Source organism: Kitasatospora sp. NPDC051914, from assembly GCF_040680995.1.
Taxonomy (GTDB): Bacteria; Actinomycetota; Actinomycetes; order Streptomycetales; family Streptomycetaceae; genus Kitasatospora.
In genome coordinates this window covers 1-20,477 of sequence record NZ_JBFAXX010000047.1, presented here as the reverse complement: position 1 = coordinate 20,477, position 20,477 = coordinate 1, and the positions used below count along the sequence as shown (strand labels likewise).

21 protein-coding genes are annotated in these 20,477 nt (G+C 75.2%); 7 read left to right on the top strand and 14 right to left on the bottom strand.

Going from position 1 to position 20,477, the window contains the following annotated elements; all coding sequences use genetic code 11:
- Positions 1-247: 247 nt before the first annotated feature.
- Both AB0M03_RS27450 and AB0M03_RS27445 read right to left on the bottom strand, forming a co-directional pair.
- Positions 248-1,282 (bottom strand): aminoglycoside phosphotransferase family protein, encoded by a 1,035-nt coding sequence (locus AB0M03_RS27450; RefSeq protein WP_363495490.1) that lies wholly within the window; start codon positions 1,280-1,282, stop codon positions 248-250.
- Positions 1,283-1,361: 79 nt separating this feature from the next.
- Positions 1,362-2,378, bottom strand: a complete 1,017-nt coding sequence (locus AB0M03_RS27445; protein WP_363495623.1) for a LacI family DNA-binding transcriptional regulator — start codon at positions 2,376-2,378, stop codon at positions 1,362-1,364.
- 525 nt (positions 2,379-2,903) lie between these two features.
- Between AB0M03_RS27445 and AB0M03_RS27440 the strand changes: the two genes are divergently transcribed.
- Together AB0M03_RS27440 and AB0M03_RS27435 are read left to right on the top strand one after the other, a co-directional pair.
- Positions 2,904-4,565 (top strand): AlkA N-terminal domain-containing protein, encoded by a 1,662-nt coding sequence (locus AB0M03_RS27440; protein ID WP_363495487.1) that lies wholly within the window; start codon positions 2,904-2,906, stop codon positions 4,563-4,565.
- Entirely contained in the window at positions 4,562-5,068 is a 507-nt protein-coding gene (locus AB0M03_RS27435; protein ID WP_363495484.1) for a methylated-DNA--[protein]-cysteine S-methyltransferase, read from the top strand. The genes AB0M03_RS27440 and AB0M03_RS27435 overlap by 4 nt, the downstream gene beginning before the upstream one ends.
- A gap of 45 nt (positions 5,069-5,113) precedes the next feature.
- On the opposite strand, the gene AB0M03_RS27430 is transcribed toward AB0M03_RS27435, so the two are convergent.
- Entirely contained in the window at positions 5,114-5,668 is a 555-nt protein-coding gene (locus AB0M03_RS27430; protein WP_363495481.1) for a MarR family transcriptional regulator, read from the bottom strand.
- A gap of 192 nt (positions 5,669-5,860) precedes the next feature.
- Here AB0M03_RS27430 and AB0M03_RS27425 point away from each other — a divergent pair, with 192 nt between their 5' ends.
- Complete coding sequence (locus AB0M03_RS27425; RefSeq protein WP_363495478.1) at positions 5,861-7,372, top strand: MFS transporter; 1,512 nt, start codon at positions 5,861-5,863, stop codon at positions 7,370-7,372.
- Positions 7,373-7,529: 157 nt separating this feature from the next.
- Here the strand turns inward: AB0M03_RS27425 and AB0M03_RS27420 are convergent, their stop codons facing one another.
- From AB0M03_RS27420 to AB0M03_RS27410, 3 genes are all read right to left on the bottom strand, one after another.
- Complete coding sequence (locus AB0M03_RS27420; RefSeq protein ID WP_363495475.1) at positions 7,530-8,228, bottom strand: DUF305 domain-containing protein; 699 nt, start codon at positions 8,226-8,228, stop codon at positions 7,530-7,532.
- A complete protein-coding gene (locus tag AB0M03_RS27415; protein ID WP_363495472.1) occupies positions 8,228-8,926 on the bottom strand; it encodes a DUF3105 domain-containing protein in 699 nt (232 codons plus the stop codon). The genes AB0M03_RS27420 and AB0M03_RS27415 overlap by 1 nt, the downstream gene beginning before the upstream one ends.
- Before the next feature lie 125 nt (positions 8,927-9,051).
- Positions 9,052-9,543 carry a hypothetical protein gene (locus AB0M03_RS27410; protein WP_363495469.1) on the bottom strand — a complete coding sequence of 164 codons (492 nt, stop codon included), beginning with the start codon at positions 9,541-9,543 and terminating at the stop codon, positions 9,052-9,054.
- 295 nt (positions 9,544-9,838) lie between these two features.
- Between AB0M03_RS27410 and AB0M03_RS27405 the strand changes: the two genes are divergently transcribed.
- Complete coding sequence (locus AB0M03_RS27405; RefSeq protein WP_363495466.1) at positions 9,839-11,515, top strand: hypothetical protein; 1,677 nt, start codon at positions 9,839-9,841, stop codon at positions 11,513-11,515.
- Positions 11,516-11,557: 42 nt separating this feature from the next.
- On the opposite strand, the gene AB0M03_RS27400 is transcribed toward AB0M03_RS27405, so the two are convergent.
- The 5 genes from AB0M03_RS27400 to AB0M03_RS27380 form a co-directional block, all read right to left on the bottom strand.
- Positions 11,558-12,184 carry a TetR/AcrR family transcriptional regulator gene (locus AB0M03_RS27400; RefSeq protein ID WP_363495463.1) on the bottom strand — a complete coding sequence of 209 codons (627 nt, stop codon included), beginning with the start codon at positions 12,182-12,184 and terminating at the stop codon, positions 11,558-11,560.
- Positions 12,185-12,363: 179 nt separating this feature from the next.
- A complete protein-coding gene (locus AB0M03_RS27395) occupies positions 12,364-12,525 on the bottom strand; it encodes a hypothetical protein (protein WP_363495461.1) in 162 nt (53 codons plus the stop codon).
- Between the two features lie 114 nt (positions 12,526-12,639).
- Complete coding sequence (locus tag AB0M03_RS27390; RefSeq protein WP_363495458.1) at positions 12,640-13,467, bottom strand: tyrosinase family protein; 828 nt, start codon at positions 13,465-13,467, stop codon at positions 12,640-12,642.
- Between the two features lie 50 nt (positions 13,468-13,517).
- Entirely contained in the window at positions 13,518-13,910 is a 393-nt protein-coding gene (locus AB0M03_RS27385) for a tyrosinase cofactor (protein ID WP_363495455.1), read from the bottom strand.
- A gap of 234 nt (positions 13,911-14,144) precedes the next feature.
- Positions 14,145-14,951 (bottom strand): GntR family transcriptional regulator, encoded by an 807-nt coding sequence (locus AB0M03_RS27380; RefSeq protein ID WP_363495452.1) that lies wholly within the window; start codon positions 14,949-14,951, stop codon positions 14,145-14,147.
- 96 nt (positions 14,952-15,047) lie between these two features.
- Between AB0M03_RS27380 and AB0M03_RS27375 the strand changes: the two genes are divergently transcribed.
- Together AB0M03_RS27375 and AB0M03_RS27370 are read left to right on the top strand one after the other, a co-directional pair.
- A complete protein-coding gene (locus AB0M03_RS27375) occupies positions 15,048-15,290 on the top strand; it encodes a hypothetical protein (protein WP_363495449.1) in 243 nt (80 codons plus the stop codon).
- Positions 15,284-15,532 carry a hypothetical protein gene (locus AB0M03_RS27370; RefSeq protein ID WP_363495446.1) on the top strand — a complete coding sequence of 83 codons (249 nt, stop codon included), beginning with the start codon at positions 15,284-15,286 and terminating at the stop codon, positions 15,530-15,532. Before AB0M03_RS27375 ends, AB0M03_RS27370 begins: the two co-directional genes overlap by 7 nt.
- A gap of 40 nt (positions 15,533-15,572) precedes the next feature.
- Here the strand turns inward: AB0M03_RS27370 and AB0M03_RS27365 are convergent, their stop codons facing one another.
- Genes AB0M03_RS27365 through AB0M03_RS27355 form a run of 3 tightly spaced genes read right to left on the bottom strand, consistent with a single transcriptional unit; the run spans position 15,573 to position 19,071 of the window.
- Positions 15,573-16,610, bottom strand: a complete 1,038-nt coding sequence (locus tag AB0M03_RS27365) for an agmatine deiminase family protein (protein ID WP_363495443.1) — start codon at positions 16,608-16,610, stop codon at positions 15,573-15,575.
- 29 nt (positions 16,611-16,639) lie between these two features.
- Positions 16,640-18,355, bottom strand: a complete 1,716-nt coding sequence (locus AB0M03_RS27360; RefSeq protein ID WP_363495621.1) for an urease subunit alpha — start codon at positions 18,353-18,355, stop codon at positions 16,640-16,642.
- A gap of 5 nt (positions 18,356-18,360) precedes the next feature.
- Positions 18,361-19,071, bottom strand: a complete 711-nt coding sequence (locus AB0M03_RS27355) for an urease subunit gamma (RefSeq protein WP_363495440.1) — start codon at positions 19,069-19,071, stop codon at positions 18,361-18,363.
- Between the two features lie 722 nt (positions 19,072-19,793).
- On the opposite strand from AB0M03_RS27355, the gene AB0M03_RS27350 reads away from it, so the two are divergent.
- The gene (locus AB0M03_RS27350; protein WP_363495437.1) at positions 19,794-20,198 is read left to right on the top strand and encodes an ATP-binding protein; all 405 of its coding nucleotides are present in this window, start codon (positions 19,794-19,796) and stop codon (positions 20,196-20,198) included.
- The last annotated feature ends 279 nt before the right edge of the window (positions 20,199-20,477 follow it).

Here is a 20,477-nt window from a genome sequence, read left to right as displayed (position 1 = left end):
CTGCCTTCAGGTCGCCGGGCCGTGGCAATTTCATCCTATGGCGTTGGGGCCGTCCTGCCCGCCGGGCCACTGACGGCGACTGCCGCCGGGCGTCGCGCCGTGCCGCCGCCTCGCGTTCGACCAGGACGTCGTTCTCGAACCCGGTGCCCGTGCGGACCGGCGCGACCAGGTGCGCACCGGTGATCGTCCGCCGACGGGCATCCTGCGGACAAGTCCTGAGCCTTGCTCCGCGGCGTCCCTCCCGCGACTACTCCGGGGGACGCTCGGCGGGCAGCGGCCGGAGGCGGGGCCAGCGGGCGAGCATGCTGTCGCGCACGGCGGTGCACAGGCGCCCGAAGGCCTCCGGCCCGCCGGTGTCGGCGGCCGACCGGGCGACGACCCCGAGGCGGTGCGCCAGGCGCTGGCGGGCGGTGGCGGTGCCCCAGGTCCAGTCGCGGTGCGGGAGCCGGCCCAGGTGGTCGACGCCGCCGCGGTGGGCCCGCTGGACGAGGGCGTCGCCCCGCAGCAGCCAGCCCGCACAGGCGTCGGTCGGGTCGCCCAGGACCTCGGTGCCGGTCGCCGCGTGCCAGGCGGCGCGGTAGGCGGCCTCGGCCGCCTCCAACTGCTCCGGGGGAGGGGAGGTGGAGCACCAGCAGGTCGGGAAGCCGATGCGCAGATAGGCGAGTTCGACGATGCCGTGGCCCAGCGAGGCCTGTTCGAAGTCGACGAACCGGACGCCGTCGCCGGTGTGCAGGTCGTTGCCGGGGCAGGGGTCGCCGTGCAGCAGGGCGTGGCCGGGGGTGCCGGTCAGGCGGTCCAGGAGGGCGTCCAGTTCGGCGGGCACACCGGACGGCACCGCGACGCCGAGCGCCCGGGCGAGCGCGAGGAAGGCGTCGGCGTCCTGCGCCGTCGGCCCCGACCAGGCGGGCAGACGGCCGACCGCCGCGGGCCCGGCGGCCGCGTGGAGCCGGGCCAGCGCCTCCGCGTAGGCCACCACCCAGTCCCCGCGGGGCTGTCGGTGCTCCACGTGCTCCAGGACGAGCACCCGCTGCTCGGGGTCGGCCCCGAGCAGCCGCGGTGCCACGGGCGGGTCGACCCGGGAGGCGAGCTCCAGCGCGGCCGTCTCGCGCGCGTACCGCTCGGCGGCCTCCGGGGCGTCCCGTAGCTGCTTGACCACCACGGGCGTGCCGGACACCTCGACCCGCCACACCCGCGACCGCGGGCTGCTGGTCAGCCTGCGCGCCGGGCCCGGCGGCCCCAGCTCGGCCCTGAGTCTCTCCCCGAACGGCAGTCCCGACCTCATGCGGGCATCCTGCCATGCGTACGAACCGTCCGGGCGGCGAAGAGAGCTGACGCCCGGTCCGGGGCGCTGCCGGTGGCGGTCAGGCCGAACCGCGGACCACCAGCCGGGTCGGGGTTATCACCGAGGTCGGACCGCGCCGGCCGGTGGCGGGCTCGGCCGCGCCGGACAGCCGCCGCAGCAGCAGGCGGGCCATCAGACGGCCCATGTCCTCGATGTCCTGACGGACGGTGGTGAGCGGCGGCTCCGTCCAGGCGGAGATCTGCTCGACGTCGTCGAAGCCGACCACGGCCACGTCCTCGGGGACCCGGCGGCCGGCAGCCCGCAGCACCCGCAGCGCGCCGGAGGCCATCGCGTCCGAGGCGGCGAAGACGCCGTCCAGGTCGGGCCGGCGGGCGAGCAGTTCGGCCATGGCCCGGCCGCCGCCGTCCGGGGTGAAGTCGCCCTCGGCGATCAGGTCGGGGTCGCCGTCGGGCAGCAGGTCGCGGTAGCCGTCGAGCCGGTCGAGGGAGGACGTCTGGTCGAGCGGGCCGGTGATGGTGGCGATCGTGGTCCGGCCGATGGACTGCAGGTGCTGGACGGCGATCCGCCCGCCGCCGCGGTTGTCGCTGTCGACGTAGACCAGCTCGCGGTCGGACTCGGCGCCGGGCCAGCCGGGGCGTCCGCCTATCACGAACGGCAGCCCGACCCTCCGTGCCATGTCCGGCAGCGGGTCGCTGTGATGCAGAGAGAACAGCAGGGCGCCGTCCACGTGGCCGCCCGCCAGGTAGCGGCCGACCCGCTGATAGTCGTCCTGGTCCTCGACGAGCAGCAGCACCATCTGGTTGTCCGCCGCCGACAGCTCGCGGGAGATGCCGCGCAGGTGCTGGGCGAAGAACGGGTCGGAGAACAGCCGGCTCTCCGGCTCGGCGACGACGACCGCCACCGCGTGGTTGCGGCGGGTGACCAGGGTGCGGGCCGCCAGGTTGGGGACGTACCCCAGCTCCTCGACCGCCCGCTGGACCTTCTCGCGCAGCGAGGCGCGGACCCCGGCCCCGCCGTTGACCACGCGGGATGCGGTGGCCCGGGAGACCCCGGCGAGCTCGGCGACGGACTCCAGGGTCGGTCTCGGCGCAGCCCCCGGCGGCTCGCTGCGGCCGGGGTCACTGCCTGCAGCCCCGGGTACGGGGCGGCCGGCGGCCCGGGCGTGCCGGGACCCGCCGGAGGACGGTGCGCCGCCGGAGGGCTGGGCGGCGGAGGGTCCGGCGCCGGTGGGCTGGTGCTGCGACACCCTGGGCTCCTCTCACGGAACGGTTCGCATCGAAGCCTATCGGGTGCGTCGAGCAGTTGAGAGCGCTCCCAGAAATCGGCACACACCGGACGCAGCCGCACCGCGCGACGCTCCCTGCCGAACGGCACGGCAAGGCCCGGACCCGCCCGAGCCGAAGGGCCCGCCGGTGTTGAGAGCGAGGAGCGAGGGGGGCGACACCCGCCCCGAGCCGAAGGGCCCGCCGGTGTCGAAAGGGAGGAGCGCGGGAGCGCAGCGACGGAGGGACGACCGTCGGCGCCGGGTTCAGAGGGCCCGGAGGCGAGCGGGCGAGTTACAGCCCGGAGGCGAGCGGGCGACAACCAGCCCCCCACGGTGATGTCCGAATCCCGCCAGTCGGCCCCCCGGGGATGGCGCAGACTGGAGGGCGTGATCGACGACGACACCAGGTACCGGGCCGTGGACAGCCGGGACTCCCGCTTCGACGGGGTCTTCTTCACCGCCGTCCGCACCACCGGCATCTACTGCCGGCCCAGCTGCCCCGCGGTGACCCCCAAGCGCGTCAACTGCACGTTCTACCCCACCGCCGCGGCCGCCCAGGGCGCCGGCTACCGCGCCTGCCGCCGCTGCCGCCCGGACTCCGTCCCCGGCTCCCCCGAGTGGAACCACCGCGCCGACCTGGTCGGCCGCGCCGTCCGCCTGATCGGCGACGGCGTCGTCGACCGCGAGGGCGTCGCAGGCCTCGCCGACCGCCTCGGCTACAGCGCCCGCCAGCTCCAGCGCCAGCTCACCGCCGAACTCGGCGCCGGCCCGCTCGCCCTGGCCCGCGCCCAGCGCGCCCAGACCGCCCGCCTGCTGCTGCAGACCACCGACCTCCCGGTCACCGAGATCGCCTTCGCGGCCGGCTTCGCCTCCGTCCGTCAGTTCAACGACACCGTCCGCGAGGTCTACGACCGCACCCCGAGCGGACTGCGCGCCGAGACCGCCGGCCGCCGCACCGCCCCGGCCCCGGCAGCCGGCACCCTCGCCCTGCGCCTCGCCTACCGCGGCGCCCTCGACAGCGACCACCTGCTGGACTTCCTCGCGCTGCGCGCCGTCCCCGGCATCGAGGAGGTCGTCCCCGGCAGCCGCCCCGGCGTGCGCACCTACCGCCGCACCCTCGCCCTCCCGTACGGCCACGCGGTCGCCGAGGTCGACGGGCTCGCCGCCGGCGACGCACCCACCCGCGGCTGGCTCGACTGCCGCCTCACCCTCACCGACCTGCGCGACCTCACCACCGCCGTGCACCGGCTGCGCGCCCTGCTCGACCTGGACGCCGACCCGGACGCCGTCGACGAACAGCTCGCCGCGGACGGCCTGCTCGGCGCCGCCGTCCGCGCCCGGCCCGGCGTCCGATCGCCCGGCCACGTCGACCCGCACGAGCTGGCCGTCCGTGCCGTGCTCGGCCAGCAGGTCACCGTCGTCGCCGCCCGCACCCTCACCGCCCGGCTCGCCGAGCGGTACGGCGCCGCGCTGCCCGTCCCCGGTGGCGGCCTCCGGCTGCTCTTCCCCACCCCGGCCGCCCTGGCCGAGGCCGAGGACTCCGACCTCGCCATGCCCGCCGCCCGACGCCGCGCCCTGCGCGGCCTGTGCACGGCGCTCGCCGACGGCACCGTCCGGCTGGACGGCGGCGTCGACCGCGAGCAGGCCGCCGCCGACCTGCTCGCCCTCCCCGGCATCGGCCCCTGGACCGTCGGCTACCTGCGGATGCGGGCCCTCGCCGACCCGGACGTCTTCCTGCCCGGCGACGCCGGCGTCCGGCACGGACTCCAGCGGCTCGGCCGCCCCGGCGACCCGGCCGCGGCACTGACCGCCGCCCGGCCCTGGGCACCGTGGCGCTCGTACGCGGTGCACCGGCTCTGGCTCTCCGCCGCAGCGCCCGGACATGCGGCGCCGCGGCCGGCCGCGGGGGAACGGGCGGCGGGACGGGCAGCGGCGGTGCGGGCCGTGCCGGCCGGGCTGCCGAAGGACGGTGCACCCGCCGAGGAGGTGGCGGTATGACCACGGTGTTCACCACCATGCCGAGCCCGCTCGGGCAGCTGTTGCTCGCCGGCCGGGCCGACGGCGACGGCCCGGTCGCCCTGCTGTCCGTGACGGCCCCCGGGAAGCGGGGGGCACCGGCCGAACCCGAGCCCGAGTGGCTGCCCGACACCGAGGCCCTCGCCCCGGCCGTCCGCCAGCTCGCCGCCTACTTCGACGGCACCCGCACCGAGTTCGACCTCCCGCTCGCCCCCGAGGGCAGCCCGTTCCGGCAGACGGTCTGGGCCGCACTGGACGACATCCCGTACGGGAGCACCGTCACCTACGGCGAGCTCGGCGCCGCGGCCGGCCTGCCGCCGACGGCCGTCCGGGCGGTGGGCGGGGCGGTCGGGGCGAACCCGCTGCTGGTGATCCGCCCGTGCCACCGGGTCGTCGGCGCCAACGGCACGCTCACCGGATTCGCCGCGGGCGTCGACCGCAAGCGCTGGCTGCTCGACCACGAGCGCGGAGCCACGCTGTTCTGATGCTCCGCGGGCTCCGGGGACGGGTGCGCGGGCCCGGTGGGGGAGTCAGGGAGTCGGACGGTCCTCGGCGGAGGCGTCCCCGGCGAGTGCCCGGGCGAGCTGCTCCAGGCCGGGGAGGGCGCCCATCACGGCGTCGCGGTCGGCCGGCGACAGGCTCTCCAGGGCGTCGGCGAGGCGGCGCTCATGGGCCCGGCGCCAGTCGAGCAGCTGGCGGCGGCCGGCGTCCGTCAGCGCGATCCGGGCCGTGCGGCGGTCGCCCGGGTCGGCCTGCCGGTCCACGAAGCCGGCCTCCAGCAGCTTGCCGACCAGGCCGCTCACCGTGTTCGGCGCCAGGCGCTGGCGGGCCGCCAGCTCACCGACCCGCATCGGCGCGGCGGCCAGCGTCTGCAGCAGCTCCACCTGCGCCATCGGCAGCGATTCCCACGGGTAGTCCGTGCGGATGCTGCTGCGCAGGGCGCGGCGCAGCCGGGTGATCACATCGGTCAGCCGCTGCGCCCGTTCGATCGCCAGCGCCTCCTCGACCGCGGAGAACCCGCTCACGTCGGCAGGCAGGGGAGGCGGCGGCGCTGTGCGCGGTGCGGGGGTGGACGGCTCCGACATGGCGGACAGCGTATCGGCTCACCGGCGGCCCCGGTCGTCCGGCGATCTTTGCGGGGACGGGGCGGGTCGTGTTCCGACACGATCCGCGGCCGATCGCGGCCGCTCTGCCTTCGACCGGCTTCGGGGCGGACAGTTCTGCAGGCCGACAGAGTCTGTTTACGAGTATGTCTGTTGCAGAGATATCATGGCACCGTGTCATCCTTCGTCGACCGCCCCCGCCTCGTCGCCGGCGTCCTGCAGCTGGCCGAGCGGCCGCGGCCCCGTGCGATCGCCGGCTGGCGGCACGCGCACTGGCTGGCCGTGGGCACCGTCTGCCTCGGCGCGTTCCTCGGGCAGCTGACCGCGAGCATCACCGCCCTGGTCTTCCCCGCCCTGGAGCGGAGCTTCGACGCCGGGTTCGCCGCGGTCGCCTGGGTCTCCCTCGCCTACCTGCTGGTGCTCGTCGCGCTGCTGGCCCCGGTCGGCCGGCTCTCGGACACCGTCGGCCGCAAGACCATGTACCTCGGCGGCTTCGCCGTGTTCGGGCTGGCCTCGCTCGCCGCCGGCTTCGCCGGAGGGCTGGGGACGCTCGTCGTCTGCCGGGCCGTCCAGGCGGTCGGCGGGGCGATGATGCAGGCCAACAGTGTCGCACTGGTCGCCCGAGGGGTCCCCGGCCGGGCCATGCGCACCGCGCTCGGCATCCAGGCGGCCGCGCAGGCGCTCGGCCTGGCGCTCGGCCCGACCGTCGGCGGTCTGCTGGTCGCGCACGGGTCCTGGCGCTGGGCGTTCTGGATCAACGTCCCGATCGCCCTGCTCGGCATGCTGGCCGGCTGGTTCCTGCTGCCCCGCAGCCGGTCCGCCGCCGCCGAGTCCCCGGCCGCCACCGTGCCCCCGACCACCGCACGGGGAGGACCCGCGGGCCGCCACGGCACCCACCGCGAGTCCCGCTTCGACCTGCTCGGGCTCCTGCTCCTCGCGGCGGCCTCGTCCACGCTGCTGCTCGGCCTGTCCACCGCCTCCGGCCTGCCGCTGCCCGGCTGGGCCGTGGTCGTCCTGCTCGCCGCCTCGGCGGTGTTCTCCGTCGCCCTCGCGCGGCAGGAGCAGCGCGCCGACCGCCCGATCATCGCCCCCGGCCTGGTCAACACCCCCGGGGTGCGGGCGGGCCTGGCGGTCGCGCTGATCGGCTACCTGCTGCTGTTCTGCCCGCTGGTCCTCGGCCCGGTCATGCTGGCCGGCGCCGGAGTGTCGGCTGCGACCGCGGGCCTGGTGATCACGGCCCTGCCGGCCGCCTTCGCGGTGGCGGCGACGGTCGGCGGTCTGCTGCTGCCCGGGCACTGGTCGGACGCCCGACGGGGGCGCACCGGTGCCCTGGTGACCACGGCGGGTCTGCTCGCCCTCGTGCTGCTACCGGTGTCCCCGCTGCTGTCACCCCTGCCGCTCGCGGTCGCCGGCTACGGCCTCGGGCTGCTGCTGCCCGCCAACAACGCCCTGGTGATGCGGTCGATCCCGGCCGAGAGCTCGGCGGTCGGCGGCGGCATGGTCAACATGGTGCGCAGCCTCGGCACCGCCCTGGGTACGGCGCTGCCGGTGCTGGGCGTCCACCTGGCGGGTGCGGCCGCCGGAGGCCGTGCCGTCCTGCTGCTGCTCGCCGGTACGGCGCTGGTCGCGGTGCGCCTCTCCACCGCCGCACGGCCCGCCGGCCCGCCCCGGCCCGCCCGGCGCTGAGCCCGGCACCGGCCCTGAGCCCGGCACCGACGCCGAGCCCGCACCGCCGGGACGGGCGGCCGCCGCCGGAGCAGCAGAAGAACGGCGGGCGGGCCGGGTGCCGTGCACCCGACCCGCCCGCCACCGTGCTCCGGCCGGCGCCGCTCCGCCCGTCCGCTCAGGACAGCGGCTGCGCCCCGCGCTTGGCCAGCATCGACGTCATCAGGTCGATCTCCGACTTCTGCCCGTTGACCATGGTCTGGGCGAGCCGCTTCTCGACGTCGTTGCGGGCCGCGTCCACGTAGGCCTGCGCCATCTCCACGCCGCCCTTGTGGTGCTCGATCATCAGCTGCAGGTAGAGCACCTCGGCGTCCCGGCCGCTGAGCGTGCGCAGCTTGGCCAGGTCGGTGTTGGTGGCCATGCCGGGCATCAGCGAGCCGTCGTGGGCCTCGTAGGTGTGCCCCATCCAGGCCATCGGCTTGGCGGACGTGCTCTGCGTCAGACCCCACTGGTCGAGCCAGCCCATCATCATGCCGCGCTGGTTGGCCTGCGTGTTGATGATGTCGAACGCCAGGTTGCGCACGTCCTCGTCCTGCGTCCGGTCGCGGACGATGAAGGACATGTCGATGGCCTGCTGGTGGTGCGTCGCCATGTCGCGGGCGAACCCGGCCTCGGCGGAGTCGGTGGTCGGCGCTGCCGCCGAGGACCCGCCGGAGTCCGACCCGCCCGCGACCAGCGCGGACACGCCGAGGCAGAGCGCGATCACCGCGGCGATCGCCGCCGGCCACCACAGCAGCTTCCGGGAACGGCGGGGGGTGCCGGCCCCACCCTCGTGCTCCTCGACCCGGGTGGCCGAGGTCTCCTCGGCGCCGGTCATCACTGCATCACACCCGCGCTGCAGGACGCGCCCGGCTCCTGGGTCTGCGGGCCCTGGACGTACTTGGTGAAGAACTGCTCGACCCGCGGGTCGCTGGCGCTGTCCACGTTCAGCTGGGTGCCCCAGGCGGAGAGCGTGATCGGGCTCTTCTCGTCCGGGTAGGGGCTCATGAAGCTGTACGGCGTCGCCTTGACCTTCTCCGAGAGCTTCTTGATGTCGTCGGCGGAGGCCTTCGAGTTGTACGTCACCCAGACCGCGCCGTGCTCCAGCGAGTGGACGGCGTTCTCGTTGGCCAGCGGCTTGTCGTAGACGTCGCCCATGCAGTTCGCCCAGCGCGGGTTGTGGTCGCCGCCGACCGGCGGGGTCTGCGCGTAGGTGACCTTGGTCTCGACGTGGTTGCGCGAGAGGTTGTCGTAGGTCTGCACACCGGAGACCGGGGCCTTCGCGGCGGCTTCCTTGGCGTCCTGGTCGTGCTTGGCGTCCAGGGCTATCCAGGTGCCGGCGCCGATCATGCCGGCCAGCAGCACGCCGGCCACGCTGAACGCGAGGATCTTGTTGCGGCGGTCGCGGCGCTTCTCGGCCTCGCGCAGCTCGGCGATCCGGGCGCGGCGGTCGGCCTGGCGCTCGTTGTGGCTCTGCCGGTTGCCGGGGTTGCCGGACGACTTCGACGGCTTGGACTGCCTGGAGGCGGAACCCATGAGTGTGTGTCCTTGTCTCCGCGGTGCACGCGGGCACGGCGGTGGGGCGAGAGGTGGTGGGGGCAGCGGAGCCGCCGGACGGCCCGGCACGCGGGGCACGGGTCACGGCCGGCGGTGGGTTCCGCTCAGGACCTGTGGACCTGCAGCACGTGGAGGTCGGGCGCAGGGGCCGGCCCGGCCGACGTGCCGGGCGGGACGGCTGCGGGCAGCGCACGCACCGCCACCAGCTGCGGGAGTGCGACCGGCAGCGGGTGCGGCGGGGCGTTCGGCAGCTGCGCCTCCAGCCCCCGGAACGGGTGGCTGGTGCAGCCCTTCCCCGGCCCGGGGTGGCTGCCGTCCGCCGAGCACCACACGTGGTGCCCGCCGTCGTCGGCCCGGAGCGCCGCGGAGTGCGCGGTGCGCTGCGGGGCCGGGGCCGCGTCGGAGACGTGCGGCCCGGTGGCGGCCGTGGCCGGAGGGGCGGACGGGGCGTGCGAGCTCACCGCCTTCGCGGTTCCTGCGCAGGGGAGCAGCGCCAGCAGACCGACGACGAGCAGCGCCCACAGCACCACGGCCGGGCGGCTGCCCGTGCGGAGGGACCGCACCGGTTCACCGGTCGCGGATGCTGGCACGCTCATGCGCACATATTAATCAGCCGAAGGGGTGAAGCGGTCCCCTCTTGGTCCACGGTTTCAGGGCCGGAAGGCCCTCGCAACCACACCCGGACCCCAGTCGGACACCTCCGGTTCGGACAGCCGGACGATCACTGCACGGGTGGCCGAATCCCGTCGGGTCGCGCCCGGCACTGCACTCGGCGGGTGGTCCGGTGTCCCCGAAAGCCGGACACCGTCGTTCTCCTTCGGGAGAATGACCACCGAGTCCGGCCGACCGGTCCGCTCGGCGGACGGCAGACACGGCACGAGGAGCCACTACGTGAGCAACCAGGGTGCAGCCCCGCACCATCGGCCGGAGGACGGCTGGTGGCACTCCGTCTACGCGGGCCCGGCAGGCACTCTGCCGGACGCCCCCGGGGCGGCCGCAGGCGAGGGCAGCGTCGACGACTGGTTCGACTCCGCGGCAGGCATGATCGGACCCCGGCCCGCCGCCCCGGCCCCGGCCGCGGAAACCCCGGCCCCGCCCGTTGCACCCCCGCCGCCCGTTGCCGCCGAGCCCCCGGCCGCCGCGCCTTCGCCGATACCTCCGGCCCCCGCACCCGCACCGGCTGCGCCCACGCATCCGCCGGGCGTCCCGCCGCAGGCCGTACGGACTCCGCCTCCCGGGCCCGCCGAGCAGCCCGCACCGCAGCCGGGCCGGACACCCGGGGCCGACACCACGAGCGTGGACGACTGGTTCGACACCGCCGCCGGCGTGATCGGCGACCCGCGGCCGGCCCCGCAGCAGCAGCCGGTCCAGCAGGCCGTACCAGCCCAGCAGGCCGTACCAGCCCAGCAGGCCGCAGCGGCGCAGCAGCCCGACGCGGATGCGGAGCCCGACCCGACCCTCGACCTGCACACCGTCGACCGGTCGGCACGGCAGCCCGCCCCCGAGCCCGGCCCGACGGTCGTCCTGCGCAAGCTCACCCCCCGGGAACCCGAACCCGCCCCTCCGGCAGAGCCCGCGAAACCCGCACCGGTACCCGCACCGGCCGGGCCGCCCCCGGCACCGACCGCCGCCGCGGAGCCGCCGCCGCGGCCCGCGCCGCGCCGGCCTCCCCTGGAGCCGCCCGTGCCGCACGTCGGCGAGCGGCCCCCGACCTACGGGCCGGAGCCGACCGCGCTGCCCGCCGCAGACCCCGCCGGCCTGGCAGCCGTCGTCCCGGACACCGTCCTCGACGGAGCCCAGTACGGCCCCGCGACAGTGCGCGCGGCCTCCGTACGCGGGGACTCCGCACGGTTCCGCGGCGAGCCCCGGCGGGACTCCCTGCTGGTCACCCGCTTCGGCGAGGGCGAGGACGGCCTGCTGCTCGCCGTGATCGCCTCACCGGCCCGCGGCACGGACGCCGCCACCGGTGCCGCAGCCGCCGCCGAGGCCGCCCGGCAGCTGGCCGCCGCCGTCGGACGCAGCCGGACCGAGCTCGCCGCCGACCTGCGCGCCGGGGCCCGCGACCGGCTCCGCTACGGCCTGCAGCGCCTCACGGTCGGCGCGGCCGCACCGCTCCGCCCGGCCGGTGACACGGACCGGGGTGAAGGCGACACGGAGGACTCCGGAGCACTGCACTGCCTCCTCGTCCCGCTCGACGGCGAGGCCGGCCACCGCGCCGCCTTCGGCACCGGCCCGGGCGGCCTCTACCTGCTGCGATCCGGCCACTGGATCGACGCGTACGCCGCCCGGCTGCTCCACCACCCGGGCGGGGAGCCGCCCGTGGCGCCCGCCGCAGCGCCGCGGTCCTTCCGGTTCCGGATGGTGCCCGCCACGACCGGCGACATCCTGCTGCTCTGCACGGCAGGCCTGGCAGGTCCGATCGCGGACGAGCCCGCGGTGGCCCGTTTCCTCTCCGACCACTGGGCCCACCCGCACCCGCCGGGCACCGTCGACTTCCTGCGCCAGGTACAGGTCCGGGCGAAGGGCTACGCGGACGACCGGACGGCCGCCGCACTCTGGACTGAGTGACCGGACCGGGGCGGACGGGCGCCCCTGACGGGTCACCCGGGATCAGTCGAGCAGAGCCGCCGTCACGGACGCCACCTGGGCGATCGCGTCCGCGCGGTCCGCTCCGGGCAGGCCGATCGCCAGGGAGACGGCGAAGCCGTCGAGCACCGCCCGGATCTGCCGTGCCCGGTCCTGCACCGCGGCCGCCGGACCGGCGGCGTCCGGGCCGGCCGCCACCCGGAAGTCGCCGGCGGCGACGCCCTCCTCGATCAGCGCGACCAGGTCGGCCTGCCAGGGCGCCTCGATCTCCAGCTGGCCCTGCCGGATCTCGGCACTGGCGGGGGAGCGCCCCCAGACCTCCACCCAGAGGATCCAGCGCGGATCGCCCGGCCCCTCGGGCAGGTAGAGATCGCCGTACGCGGCGAGCCGCTGCCGGACGGTGAGGTCGGTACGCGCCAGCGCCTCGCGCCGGCGTTCGCCGAGCTGGTCCTCGCTCCAGCGGAGGGTCTCCAGCAGCAGCTGGTCCTTGCTGCCGAAGTAGTAGAGGAGATGGCCGGCGCTCATCTGCAGCTGCTTGCCGAGGCCGGCCATGGTCAGCTTGTCGAGTCCGTGCTCGGCGATCGCGGCCCGTGCGGTCGCGAAGACCTCCTCGCGGGGCCGTGCCGGCCGGCGCGCCCGCGGCTCCGCCATCTGCTGCTCCTCCTCGGCCTGCCCGGCTCGTGCTGACCCGACCCGTCCCGCAGGGCCCGTCCCGACCGACTCGTTCTGCCCGGTCCCGCCGTCCGACCCCCACGATAGGGCGCCGCCCCGGGCCGCGGGTGTCGACCCCTGCCGCGGCTCCCGGTCCTGCGCCCCGGCCGGGCCCGGGTTCACCAGCCGCTGTGCTCCTGGCCCTCGGCGGCCTCCTGGCGTCCGGCGGTGCGGCCCGCCTCGTACACCTTGCGGACGAACTCGGCGGCCTGTTCCTGGTCGAGGTCCTCGGTGAGGCGCATCAGCTCGTCGGTGAATTGGATCAGCCAGTGTGTGGTCATGCCCTCATGACACCGTGCCCCGTGCCGGGGCGCCCGCCGGACACCGTCCGGCAGGCACCGCGGCACGCACAATCACTCGTCCGGCCGGGCCCGGTCAGGCCCGGCCGGGGCGGATCAGAACGCCGAGTCGTAGGTGTAGAACCGGGTGTGGTCCAGCATGTCGGCGGGGGTGGTGTCGTTCCACGGCTTCATCGCCGTGTTGAGTGCGACCACGTTGGTGGTGGCGGTGGTCGGCAGGTAGCCCTGCCGGGGGTGGCGGCGCTGCCACTCGGCCCACAGCTTGTCGATGAAGCAGTGGTGCAGCCAGAAGACCGGGTCGTTGGGCGACATGCCGGTGCCCATCAGGCCGCCGACCCAGACGTGCACCCGGTTGTGCAGGTTGACGCCGCGCCAGCCCTCGAGCTGGTTGCGGAACCCGGCCGAGGAGCTGTTCCACGGGGCCGCGTCGTAGGTCTGCACGGCCAGTACGGACTCGACGTCGGCGCGGGTGGGCAGCTGGGCGACGCCGGTGCCGAGCGAGCGCCGCAGGTAGTCGCGGCTGTCGGGCCGCACGGTGATCGTCCACTGTCCGCCGCCGGCGGCGAACGGGCCGGTGGTGACGCGGTTGTCGCCCGAGCGGCCGTTGCCGCCGAGCATGTCGTCGGCCCACAGGCCCGCGCCGGCCGTGCGGTCGGCGGTCCAGTCCCAGTACGGCAGGGAGACCGAGGGGTTGACGGACTGCAGGTCCTGCTCGAACTGGAGCAGGAACTTGCGGTGCCAGGGCAGGAACGACGGCGAGCGGTGGCCCGTCCGCTCGCCGTTGTCGGTGTCGCTGACGATGAAGCGGTTGTGGGTGCTGACGTAGGCGTCGTAGCGGCCGAGGCGCTTGAGCTGGAGCACGGCGTCGACGAAGTCGCGCTTCTCCTTGGCCGTGAGGGTTGCCTGGTTCTTGCGGACCGCCATGGTGTCCTCCTGGAGGTGCGGATGGGTGGTGCGGGGGAGGGGCGGTCGGGTCAGGCGATCGGGACGAGCGCCGCGCCCTGCAGTTCGACCACGGCGGCGCGGGCGAGCGCACGCGGGGTCTGGTGCGGCTGGTAGTGGTTGACGACGCTGATCCAGGTGCCGTCGGCGTTGCGCATCACGTGCAGCTCCTCGCCGTCGATCAGCACGGTGTAGTCGCTGCCGTGGTGGTGGCCGCCGCCGGAGGCCGGTCGGCCCTGGATGCGGCGGCCCTTGTAGAGCTCGTCGAAGGTGTCGCCGCCGCCGGGGCCGGCCGCGGCGGCCGGGGTGCCGCCCGGTCCGGCGAGGCCGATGACGGCGGTGCCGACGGCGGCGGTGAGGGCGACGCCTGCGCCCTGCAGCATTCGACGGCGGGTCAGCTCGGTGCGGTGACCGGCTTCGGGCATGGGTGGTTCCCCCCTGATGACGCGGATCTGACGATGCATCGGCAACGGCACGTGCTTTTGGCATATGCGCCGTCGCGGGCGGGACTCATGCTGGCAAGGCGGGGTGCGGGCGCGGAACCGTCCATCGGCGGGGGCCGGTCGACAGACCGAAATCCGGACACGGATGAACGATCAACGAACGCGGCGGCCTGCGGGCGTGCGCCCGCCGGTGACGGGGAGTCGGACGGCTGCGGGTCAGCCCCGGTCGGCGGCGGCGTCCGTGGAGTCGGAAGGTGCTGCGGGCTCGGGCCGGGTGCCGTACTCGGCGGCCCAGCGGCTGCCGAGCAGCACGATGTCGGCGGTCTCCACCGCGCGGCCGGTGGCCGGGTCGTAGTGGGTGCGCTCGACGGCCAGCACCGGTGCGGCGGGGGTGGTGCCGAGCAGGGCGGCCTCGGGGCGCGAGGCGCCGCGGGCGACCACCCGTTCCACCGGGACGCCGACCTCGATGCCGATCAGCGCCATCCGCTCGGCGACGCCGATGCCCGCGTACGGGCCGGCCTCCGGCAGGACGACCAGGGTGCCGCCGGTGACGGCCATCGGCTCCCAGGATTCGGCGAGCTGCACCGGCTCGCCGTCGGCCCGGTAGACGTACGAGGTGTGCATCACCGGGTCGCCGGCGGCGATGCCGAGGCGATCGGCGATCCGCAGGTCGGCGCGGGCCGTGGTCGACTCGCTGTCCCAACTGGCCCGGACGCCCTGGGCGTCGAGCAGTGCCGCGGTCGGCGATCCGGAGCCGGGGGCGACCCGCGGACGGCGCACCAGCAGGGGGCGCTCCTCCTGTGAGCGGACGAAGTGGCCGCGGCCGGGGCGGGCGACGACCAGGCCCTCGTCGACGAGCACGGCGTAGGCGCGCTGGCCGACCGTGCCGGAGAAGCCGGTCTCCTCGCGGATCTCGGAGAGGGAGGGCAGGAGGTCGCCCGGAGCGAGGTCGCCGGACTGGATGCGCTGGCGGAGCTGCTCGGCCACCCGGAGGTACGGGGGCGGCGAGCTGTCCTGACTCATCCTGTGTCCTCTCACTGTGTGACTGCGAGGTGACAGAGTATCCGTCCGGCCACTAGTCTATTAGTACAGTTCCAGTCTGTTACTAGGGAAGGGGCGGTGCAGGTCAGCGTGCGTGCGAACGTCCTGCGCGAAGCCCTCGAACGGGCCACCGGCGAGGTCGCGACCACCGCCCGGACCGCCCCTGGCACTGTCCGCATCACCGTGTCGATCCCGGAGCGGTGCACCGACGAGCAGTGGGCCGCCGTCCTGCGGGCCCTTGCGTCCGTGGCGCGTTGGGGCGCCACCGACGGCGCCGGTCGCACCGTCGTCTGGGCCGAGGTCCAGGAGGACCCGTGCTGAATCCGCCCACCGGTCCCGACCGCGAACCGCGGCGCCATGTCACCCCGCCCGATCCGGTGCCGCGCTACCGCCGGTGCGGGCACTGCGGCCGCTGCCACGGCGGCGGTGCCGGCCCCGTGCCCCCGGGCGACTGCTGGGCCGACCACCTCGACGCCGTCACCGCCGCGCTCACCCGCCCCTCGGCCGGCGACACCGGCGCGGCCCCGGCCGAACGGCCGACAGGCCCGCCCGATCACCGTTGACGGTGCCCCGGACGGGCCTGTCGGAAGAGTCGACCATTCGTCAGCCCTGCGGCTGCTGCTGGGTGATGCAGTGGATTCCGCCGCCGTTGGCGAAGATCTCGCGGGCGTCGACCAGCTCCACCGTGCGGCCGGGGTAGGCCTCGGCGAGGATCGCGGCCGCCTCCTGGTCGCGGGGGTCGTCGAAGGCGCAGAGGATCACGGCGCCGTTGGCCACGTAGTGGTTGATGTACGAGTAGTCGACCGGCTCGCCCTCCTCGTCCAGCAGGACGGTGGGGGCGGGGAGTTCGACGACCTCCAGGGTGCGGCCCTGCGCGTCGGTGGAGGACCGCAGGATCGCCACCAGCTCCCGGCACACCTCGTGGTCGGGGTGCTCGGGGTCGGGCTGCACGTGCGCGACGACCACGCCGGGGCGGACGAAGGAGGCGACAATGTCGATGTGCCCGCGGGTGCCGAACTCGTCGTAGTCGCGGGTGAGTCCGCGCGGCAGCCAGATCGCCTTGGTGGTGCCGAGGAAGGCGTGCAGCTCGGCCTCGACCTCCTCGCGGGTCCAGTCGGCGTTGCGGCCCTCGCCCAGCTGCACGGTGTCGGTGACCAGGACGGTGCCCTCGCCGTCCACGTGGATGCCGCCGCCCTCGTTGATCAGCCGGGAGGCGAAGCGCTGCACACCGGTCAGGCCGGTGATGTGCTCGGCGACGTGCTGGTCGTTGTCCCAGCGCGCCCAGGACTGGGCGCCCCAGCCGTTGAAGATCCAGTCGGCGGCGGCCACCGCACCCTTGCCGTCGACCAGGAAGGTCGGGCCGATGTCGCGCATCCAGGCGTCGTCCAGCGGGCGCTCCACGATCTCCACCTCGGGGGCGACGTACTTCCGCGCCTCCTCGGTCTCACCGGTGTTGACCACCAGGGTCACCGGCTCGTACCGGACGACGGTGTTGGCGACCTCCGCCCAGGCCTCGCGGCCGGCGTGCAGGTGCTCGGGGGAGTCGAAGGTGGGGTTGGCGGTGGGGAAGGCCATCCAGGTGCGCTCGTGGGGGTGCCATTCGGCGGGCATCCGGAAGCCGAGCTGGGCGGGAGTGGTCATGAGGGTGCGTTCCCAATCAGTGGTGGGGGTCAGAGGAAGTAGAGGCGGCTGAGCGAGACGCTGTCGGCGGGCTCGGAGCGCAGCGGTTCGCCGTCCAGCGAGACCAGACCGGTGGCGGCCTCCACCTGGACGTGGCCGATGCGGGCGTTGCGGACCATGTCCTTGGGGCCGATCCCGCGGGTGTTCCGGACACCCACCCGGCGCCTGCGGGTGGGCAGCTGGTCGCCGGCGACGTCCAGGTAGGAGGCCTCGGCGGCGGCCTGCGAGACGAAGGCGACCGAGATGTCCGCGGCGGTGGCCCCGTGCGCGCCGAACTGCGGTCCGAGCACCAGCGGTTCGCAGCGGTCGGTGGAGGCGTTGGGGTCGCCGACCACGCCGTACGCCGGGAAGCCGGCCTTGAGCACCAGCTGCGGCTTGGCGCCGAAGTGGTCGGGCCGCCACAGCACGATGTCGGCGAGCTTGCCGACCTCCAGCGAGCCGACCTCGTGGGAGAGGCCGTGGGCGATCGCCGGGTTGACGGTGAGCTTGGCGATGTAGCGCAGCACGCGCTCGTTGTCGTCGCCGCCGGCGGCGGTGCCGTACGAGCCCTCGCCGTCCATCGGGCCGAGTTCGGCCTTCATCTTGCCGGCCATCGCGAAGGTGCGGCGCACCGTCTCGCCGGCCCGGCCCATGCCCTGGGCGTCGGAGGAGGTGATGCCGATGACCCCGAGGTCGTGCAGCACGTCCTCGGCGCCCATCGTGCCGGCCCGGATGCGGTCGCGGGCCATCGCGGCGTCGCCGGGCAGGTCGACCTTGAGGTCGTGCGCGGAGACGATCATGCCGAAGTGCTCGCCGAGGGCGTCCCTGCCGAAGGGCAGGGTGGGGTTGGTGGAGGAGCCGATGACGTTCTCCACACCGGCCATCTTCAGCACGTTGGGCACGTGCCCGCCGCCGCAGCCCTCGATGTGGAAGGCGTGGATGGTGCGGCCCTCCAGCACCTTGAGGGTGTCCTCCACCGAGAGGCACTCGTTCAGGCCGTCGGTGTGCAGGGCGACCTGGACGTCGTACTCCTCGGCGACCCGCAGTGCGGTGTCCAGGGCGCGGGTGTGCGCGCCCATGTCCTCGTGCACCTTGAAGCCGGAGGCGCCGCCCTCGGCGAGGGCCTCGATCAGCGGCGCCGGGTCCGAGGACGAGCCGCGGCCGAGGAAGCCGATGTTGACCGGCCAGGCGTCGAAGGCGTTGAAGGCGTGCCGCAGCGCCCAGGGGGAGTTGACGCCGACGCCCCAGACCGGGCCGAACTCCTGGCCGATGATCGTGGTGACACCGGAGGCCAGCGAGGCCTCCATGATCCGCGGCGAGAGCAGGTGGACGTGGGTGTCGATGGCGCCGGCGGTGGCGATCATGCCCTCGCCGGAGACGATCGTGGTGCCGGTGGAGACGACCACCTCGACGCCGTCCATGGTGTCCGGGTTGCCGGCCCGGCCGATCGAGACGATCCGGCCGTCCCGGATGCCGATCGAGGTCTTGCGGATGCCCTGGACGGCGTCGATCACGACGACGTTGCTGATGACGACGTCGCAGGTGTCGCGGATCGCGGTGGCCTTGAGGTGCAGGCCGTCCCGGGCGGTCTTGCCGAAGCCGGCCAGGAACTCGTTGCCCGGTTCCTGCGAGTCGGACTCCACCCGGATGATCAGCCCGCTGTCGCCGAGCCGGATGCGGTCGCCGGTGCGGGCGCCGTGCACCGAGATGTAGTCGTGGGGGGAAATGGCTGTCACGACTCGACCTCCGCGTCGTCGAAGCTGGTCAGGTAGCCGGTGGCGCGCGCCTTCTCCAGGGCGGCCTCCTTGGCGCCGGGTGCGTCCAGCGGTCCGTCGACCAGGCCCGCGAAGCCGATGGCGACCCGTTCGCCGCCGATCGGGACGAGGCCGACCTCGACGGTCGCGCCCGGGTCGAACCGCACCGAGGAGCCGGCCGGCACGGCCAGGTGCGTGCCGTACGCGGCGGCGCGGTCGAAGGCGAGGCGCGGGTTGGCCTCGAAGAAGTGGAAGTGCGAGGTGACCGAGATCGGCACGGCCGCGGTGTTGTGGACGGACAGCACGACCGTCTCCTCGATCGGGTCGTAGCCGTGCCCGGGACCGGCCAGGGCGGCGCCGGGGGCGTCGTCGCCCAGTGAGCCGGCGCCGCGGAACGGGTCGTCGACCACGGCGAGCCGGGTGCCGTCGTCGAAGACGGCCTCGACCTGCACCACGGTGACCACGTCGGGCACGCCGGGCAGCACGTCGTCGGCGGAGAGCACCGACCGCCCGGCCTCGATGGCCTCGGCCAGCCGGCGGCCGTCGCGGGCGGCCTCGCAGACGGTGTCGGCGATCAGCGCGGTGGCCTCGGGCACGTTCAGTTTCACGCCGCGGGCACGGCGGGCGCGGGCCAGCTCGGCCGCTGTGAAGATCAGCAGCCGGTCCCGCTCGGTGGGGGTCAGTCGCACGGTTCCTCGCTCCGCCGGTGGTCACGGTTAGAACGTCGTTCAAACATCTTCGGCCATTGAACCCGGCCGAGCCCTGCCTGTCCAGCGTTGCTCTCCCCGGGGCGCCCTGCCTGTCGGGCCGGGCCCGGCGCCCCGCCCGTGCCGGAAAGCGGCTGAACCCGGTGCCGGGGCGGCCGCGGCCGCCCCGGACGGCGGCGGCCGGGGAGCCAAACCTCCCCCCGGCCGCGGAGTGGATCACGGTGCGCCCCCCGAGCCCCGCTTCACCCCGGATGGCCGGGTACGGACTGTTGGGTGCGGCCTGGAATGGGCATGAGGACTTTCGACGGCTGGACGCCCCGGAGGGGGACCGGTGGGGCGTTCCTGAGCAGGGCGGGGGCGTTTTGATGGACGGTCAGGCACGATTTCCGCGCCAGCGGTCGGCGGCTTCCGGCTCCGGCCCGGGCGGCCCCGGAGAATTCCGCGGCAGTGGCGCGACCAGTGCCACCGGCGCGGCGCATTCGGCGGCCTCGGCGAGCGCGGCGGGCCCACCGGGAGGCCGCGGCGGCGCGGGCGGACCGGCCGGCCGGACGGACGCCTCCCGATCGGGCCCGGCGGCCGGTACGGGGGCTGCGGACCGGGCGGCCGGGCCGCCGGCGCCCAGGGCGGCGCCCGACGACGCGCCGCCATCCGCCTCCGCGCCCGGGGCGGGCCCCGCCACCGCATCCGCCACCGCGCCGCCACCGGTGCGCGAACCCGGCTGCGCGTTCCACCACCGGCTGCGCGCCGCCCTGGAACCGGCCGACCTGGCCGCCGTGGGGGCGGTCCGCCGCCGGCTGCGGGCCGCGCTCGACCGCTGGGGCGTGCCGCCGGAGGCGGTGGACACGGCCGAACTGCTCGCCACCGAACTGGTCACCAATGCACTGGTGCACACCGGGCAGCGCGCGGTCTTCGACGCCGTGCTCACTCCCGACCGGCTGCTGCGGATCGAAGTCCGCGATGGCGTGGCGCGCGTCCCGGGGCGGCGCAGCCCGGCCGAGTACGCGACCTCGGGCCGCGGTCTGCTGCTGGTGGAGGCCCTGGCGGACGACTGGGGAGTGCAGCTCCGGGGAGACGGCAAGGTCACCTGGTTCGAGCTCGGACCGTCGTGAAACGTGTACGAACCGTTACCCGCTCCCCATCTTTGTGACACCCGGACGGCACTCCGGGATTGCCGCCTTGCCGAACATACGAGAGGCTAGTGAGAATGTGTGCGCGGTGCGCGGCGGGAAGAACCGATTCCCGACCGGCCCCACCGGCCGGCACACCGATCCGATCACGACACGGCCGTGGGGGGGGGCCGGGGCGCGGCGGGGGGGGGGCGGGCCCGGGGCCCAGAGCGCCGGGCTAGGGAGCGGACACCTGATATCACCCCTCAACCACACATACGC

Excerpts from the sequence above, each read along its gene's own strand:
- AB0M03_RS27450 (WP_363495490.1), bottom strand. The coding sequence starts at position 1,282 with ATGAGGTCGGGACTGCCGTTCGGGGAGAGACTCAGGGCCGAGCTGGGG.
- AB0M03_RS27440 (WP_363495487.1), top strand. The coding sequence starts at position 2,904 with ATGTCCGAATCCCGCCAGTCGGCCCCCCGGGGATGGCGCAGACTGGAG.
- AB0M03_RS27435 (WP_363495484.1), top strand. The coding sequence starts at position 4,562 with ATGACCACGGTGTTCACCACCATGCCGAGCCCGCTCGGGCAGCTGTTG.
- AB0M03_RS27430 (WP_363495481.1), bottom strand. The coding sequence starts at position 5,668 with ATGTCGGAGCCGTCCACCCCCGCACCGCGCACAGCGCCGCCGCCTCCC.
- AB0M03_RS27420 (WP_363495475.1), bottom strand. The coding sequence starts at position 8,228 with ATGACCGGCGCCGAGGAGACCTCGGCCACCCGGGTCGAGGAGCACGAG.
- AB0M03_RS27415 (WP_363495472.1), bottom strand. The coding sequence starts at position 8,926 with ATGGGTTCCGCCTCCAGGCAGTCCAAGCCGTCGAAGTCGTCCGGCAAC.
- AB0M03_RS27410 (WP_363495469.1), bottom strand. The coding sequence starts at position 9,543 with ATGAGCGTGCCAGCATCCGCGACCGGTGAACCGGTGCGGTCCCTCCGC.
- AB0M03_RS27400 (WP_363495463.1), bottom strand. The coding sequence starts at position 12,184 with ATGGCGGAGCCGCGGGCGCGCCGGCCGGCACGGCCCCGCGAGGAGGTC.
- AB0M03_RS27395 (WP_363495461.1), bottom strand. The coding sequence starts at position 12,525 with ATGACCACACACTGGCTGATCCAATTCACCGACGAGCTGATGCGCCTC.
- AB0M03_RS27390 (WP_363495458.1), bottom strand. The coding sequence starts at position 13,467 with ATGGCGGTCCGCAAGAACCAGGCAACCCTCACGGCCAAGGAGAAGCGC.
- AB0M03_RS27385 (WP_363495455.1), bottom strand. The coding sequence starts at position 13,910 with ATGCCCGAAGCCGGTCACCGCACCGAGCTGACCCGCCGTCGAATGCTG.
- AB0M03_RS27380 (WP_363495452.1), bottom strand. The coding sequence starts at position 14,951 with ATGAGTCAGGACAGCTCGCCGCCCCCGTACCTCCGGGTGGCCGAGCAG.
- AB0M03_RS27365 (WP_363495443.1), bottom strand. The coding sequence starts at position 16,610 with ATGACCACTCCCGCCCAGCTCGGCTTCCGGATGCCCGCCGAATGGCAC.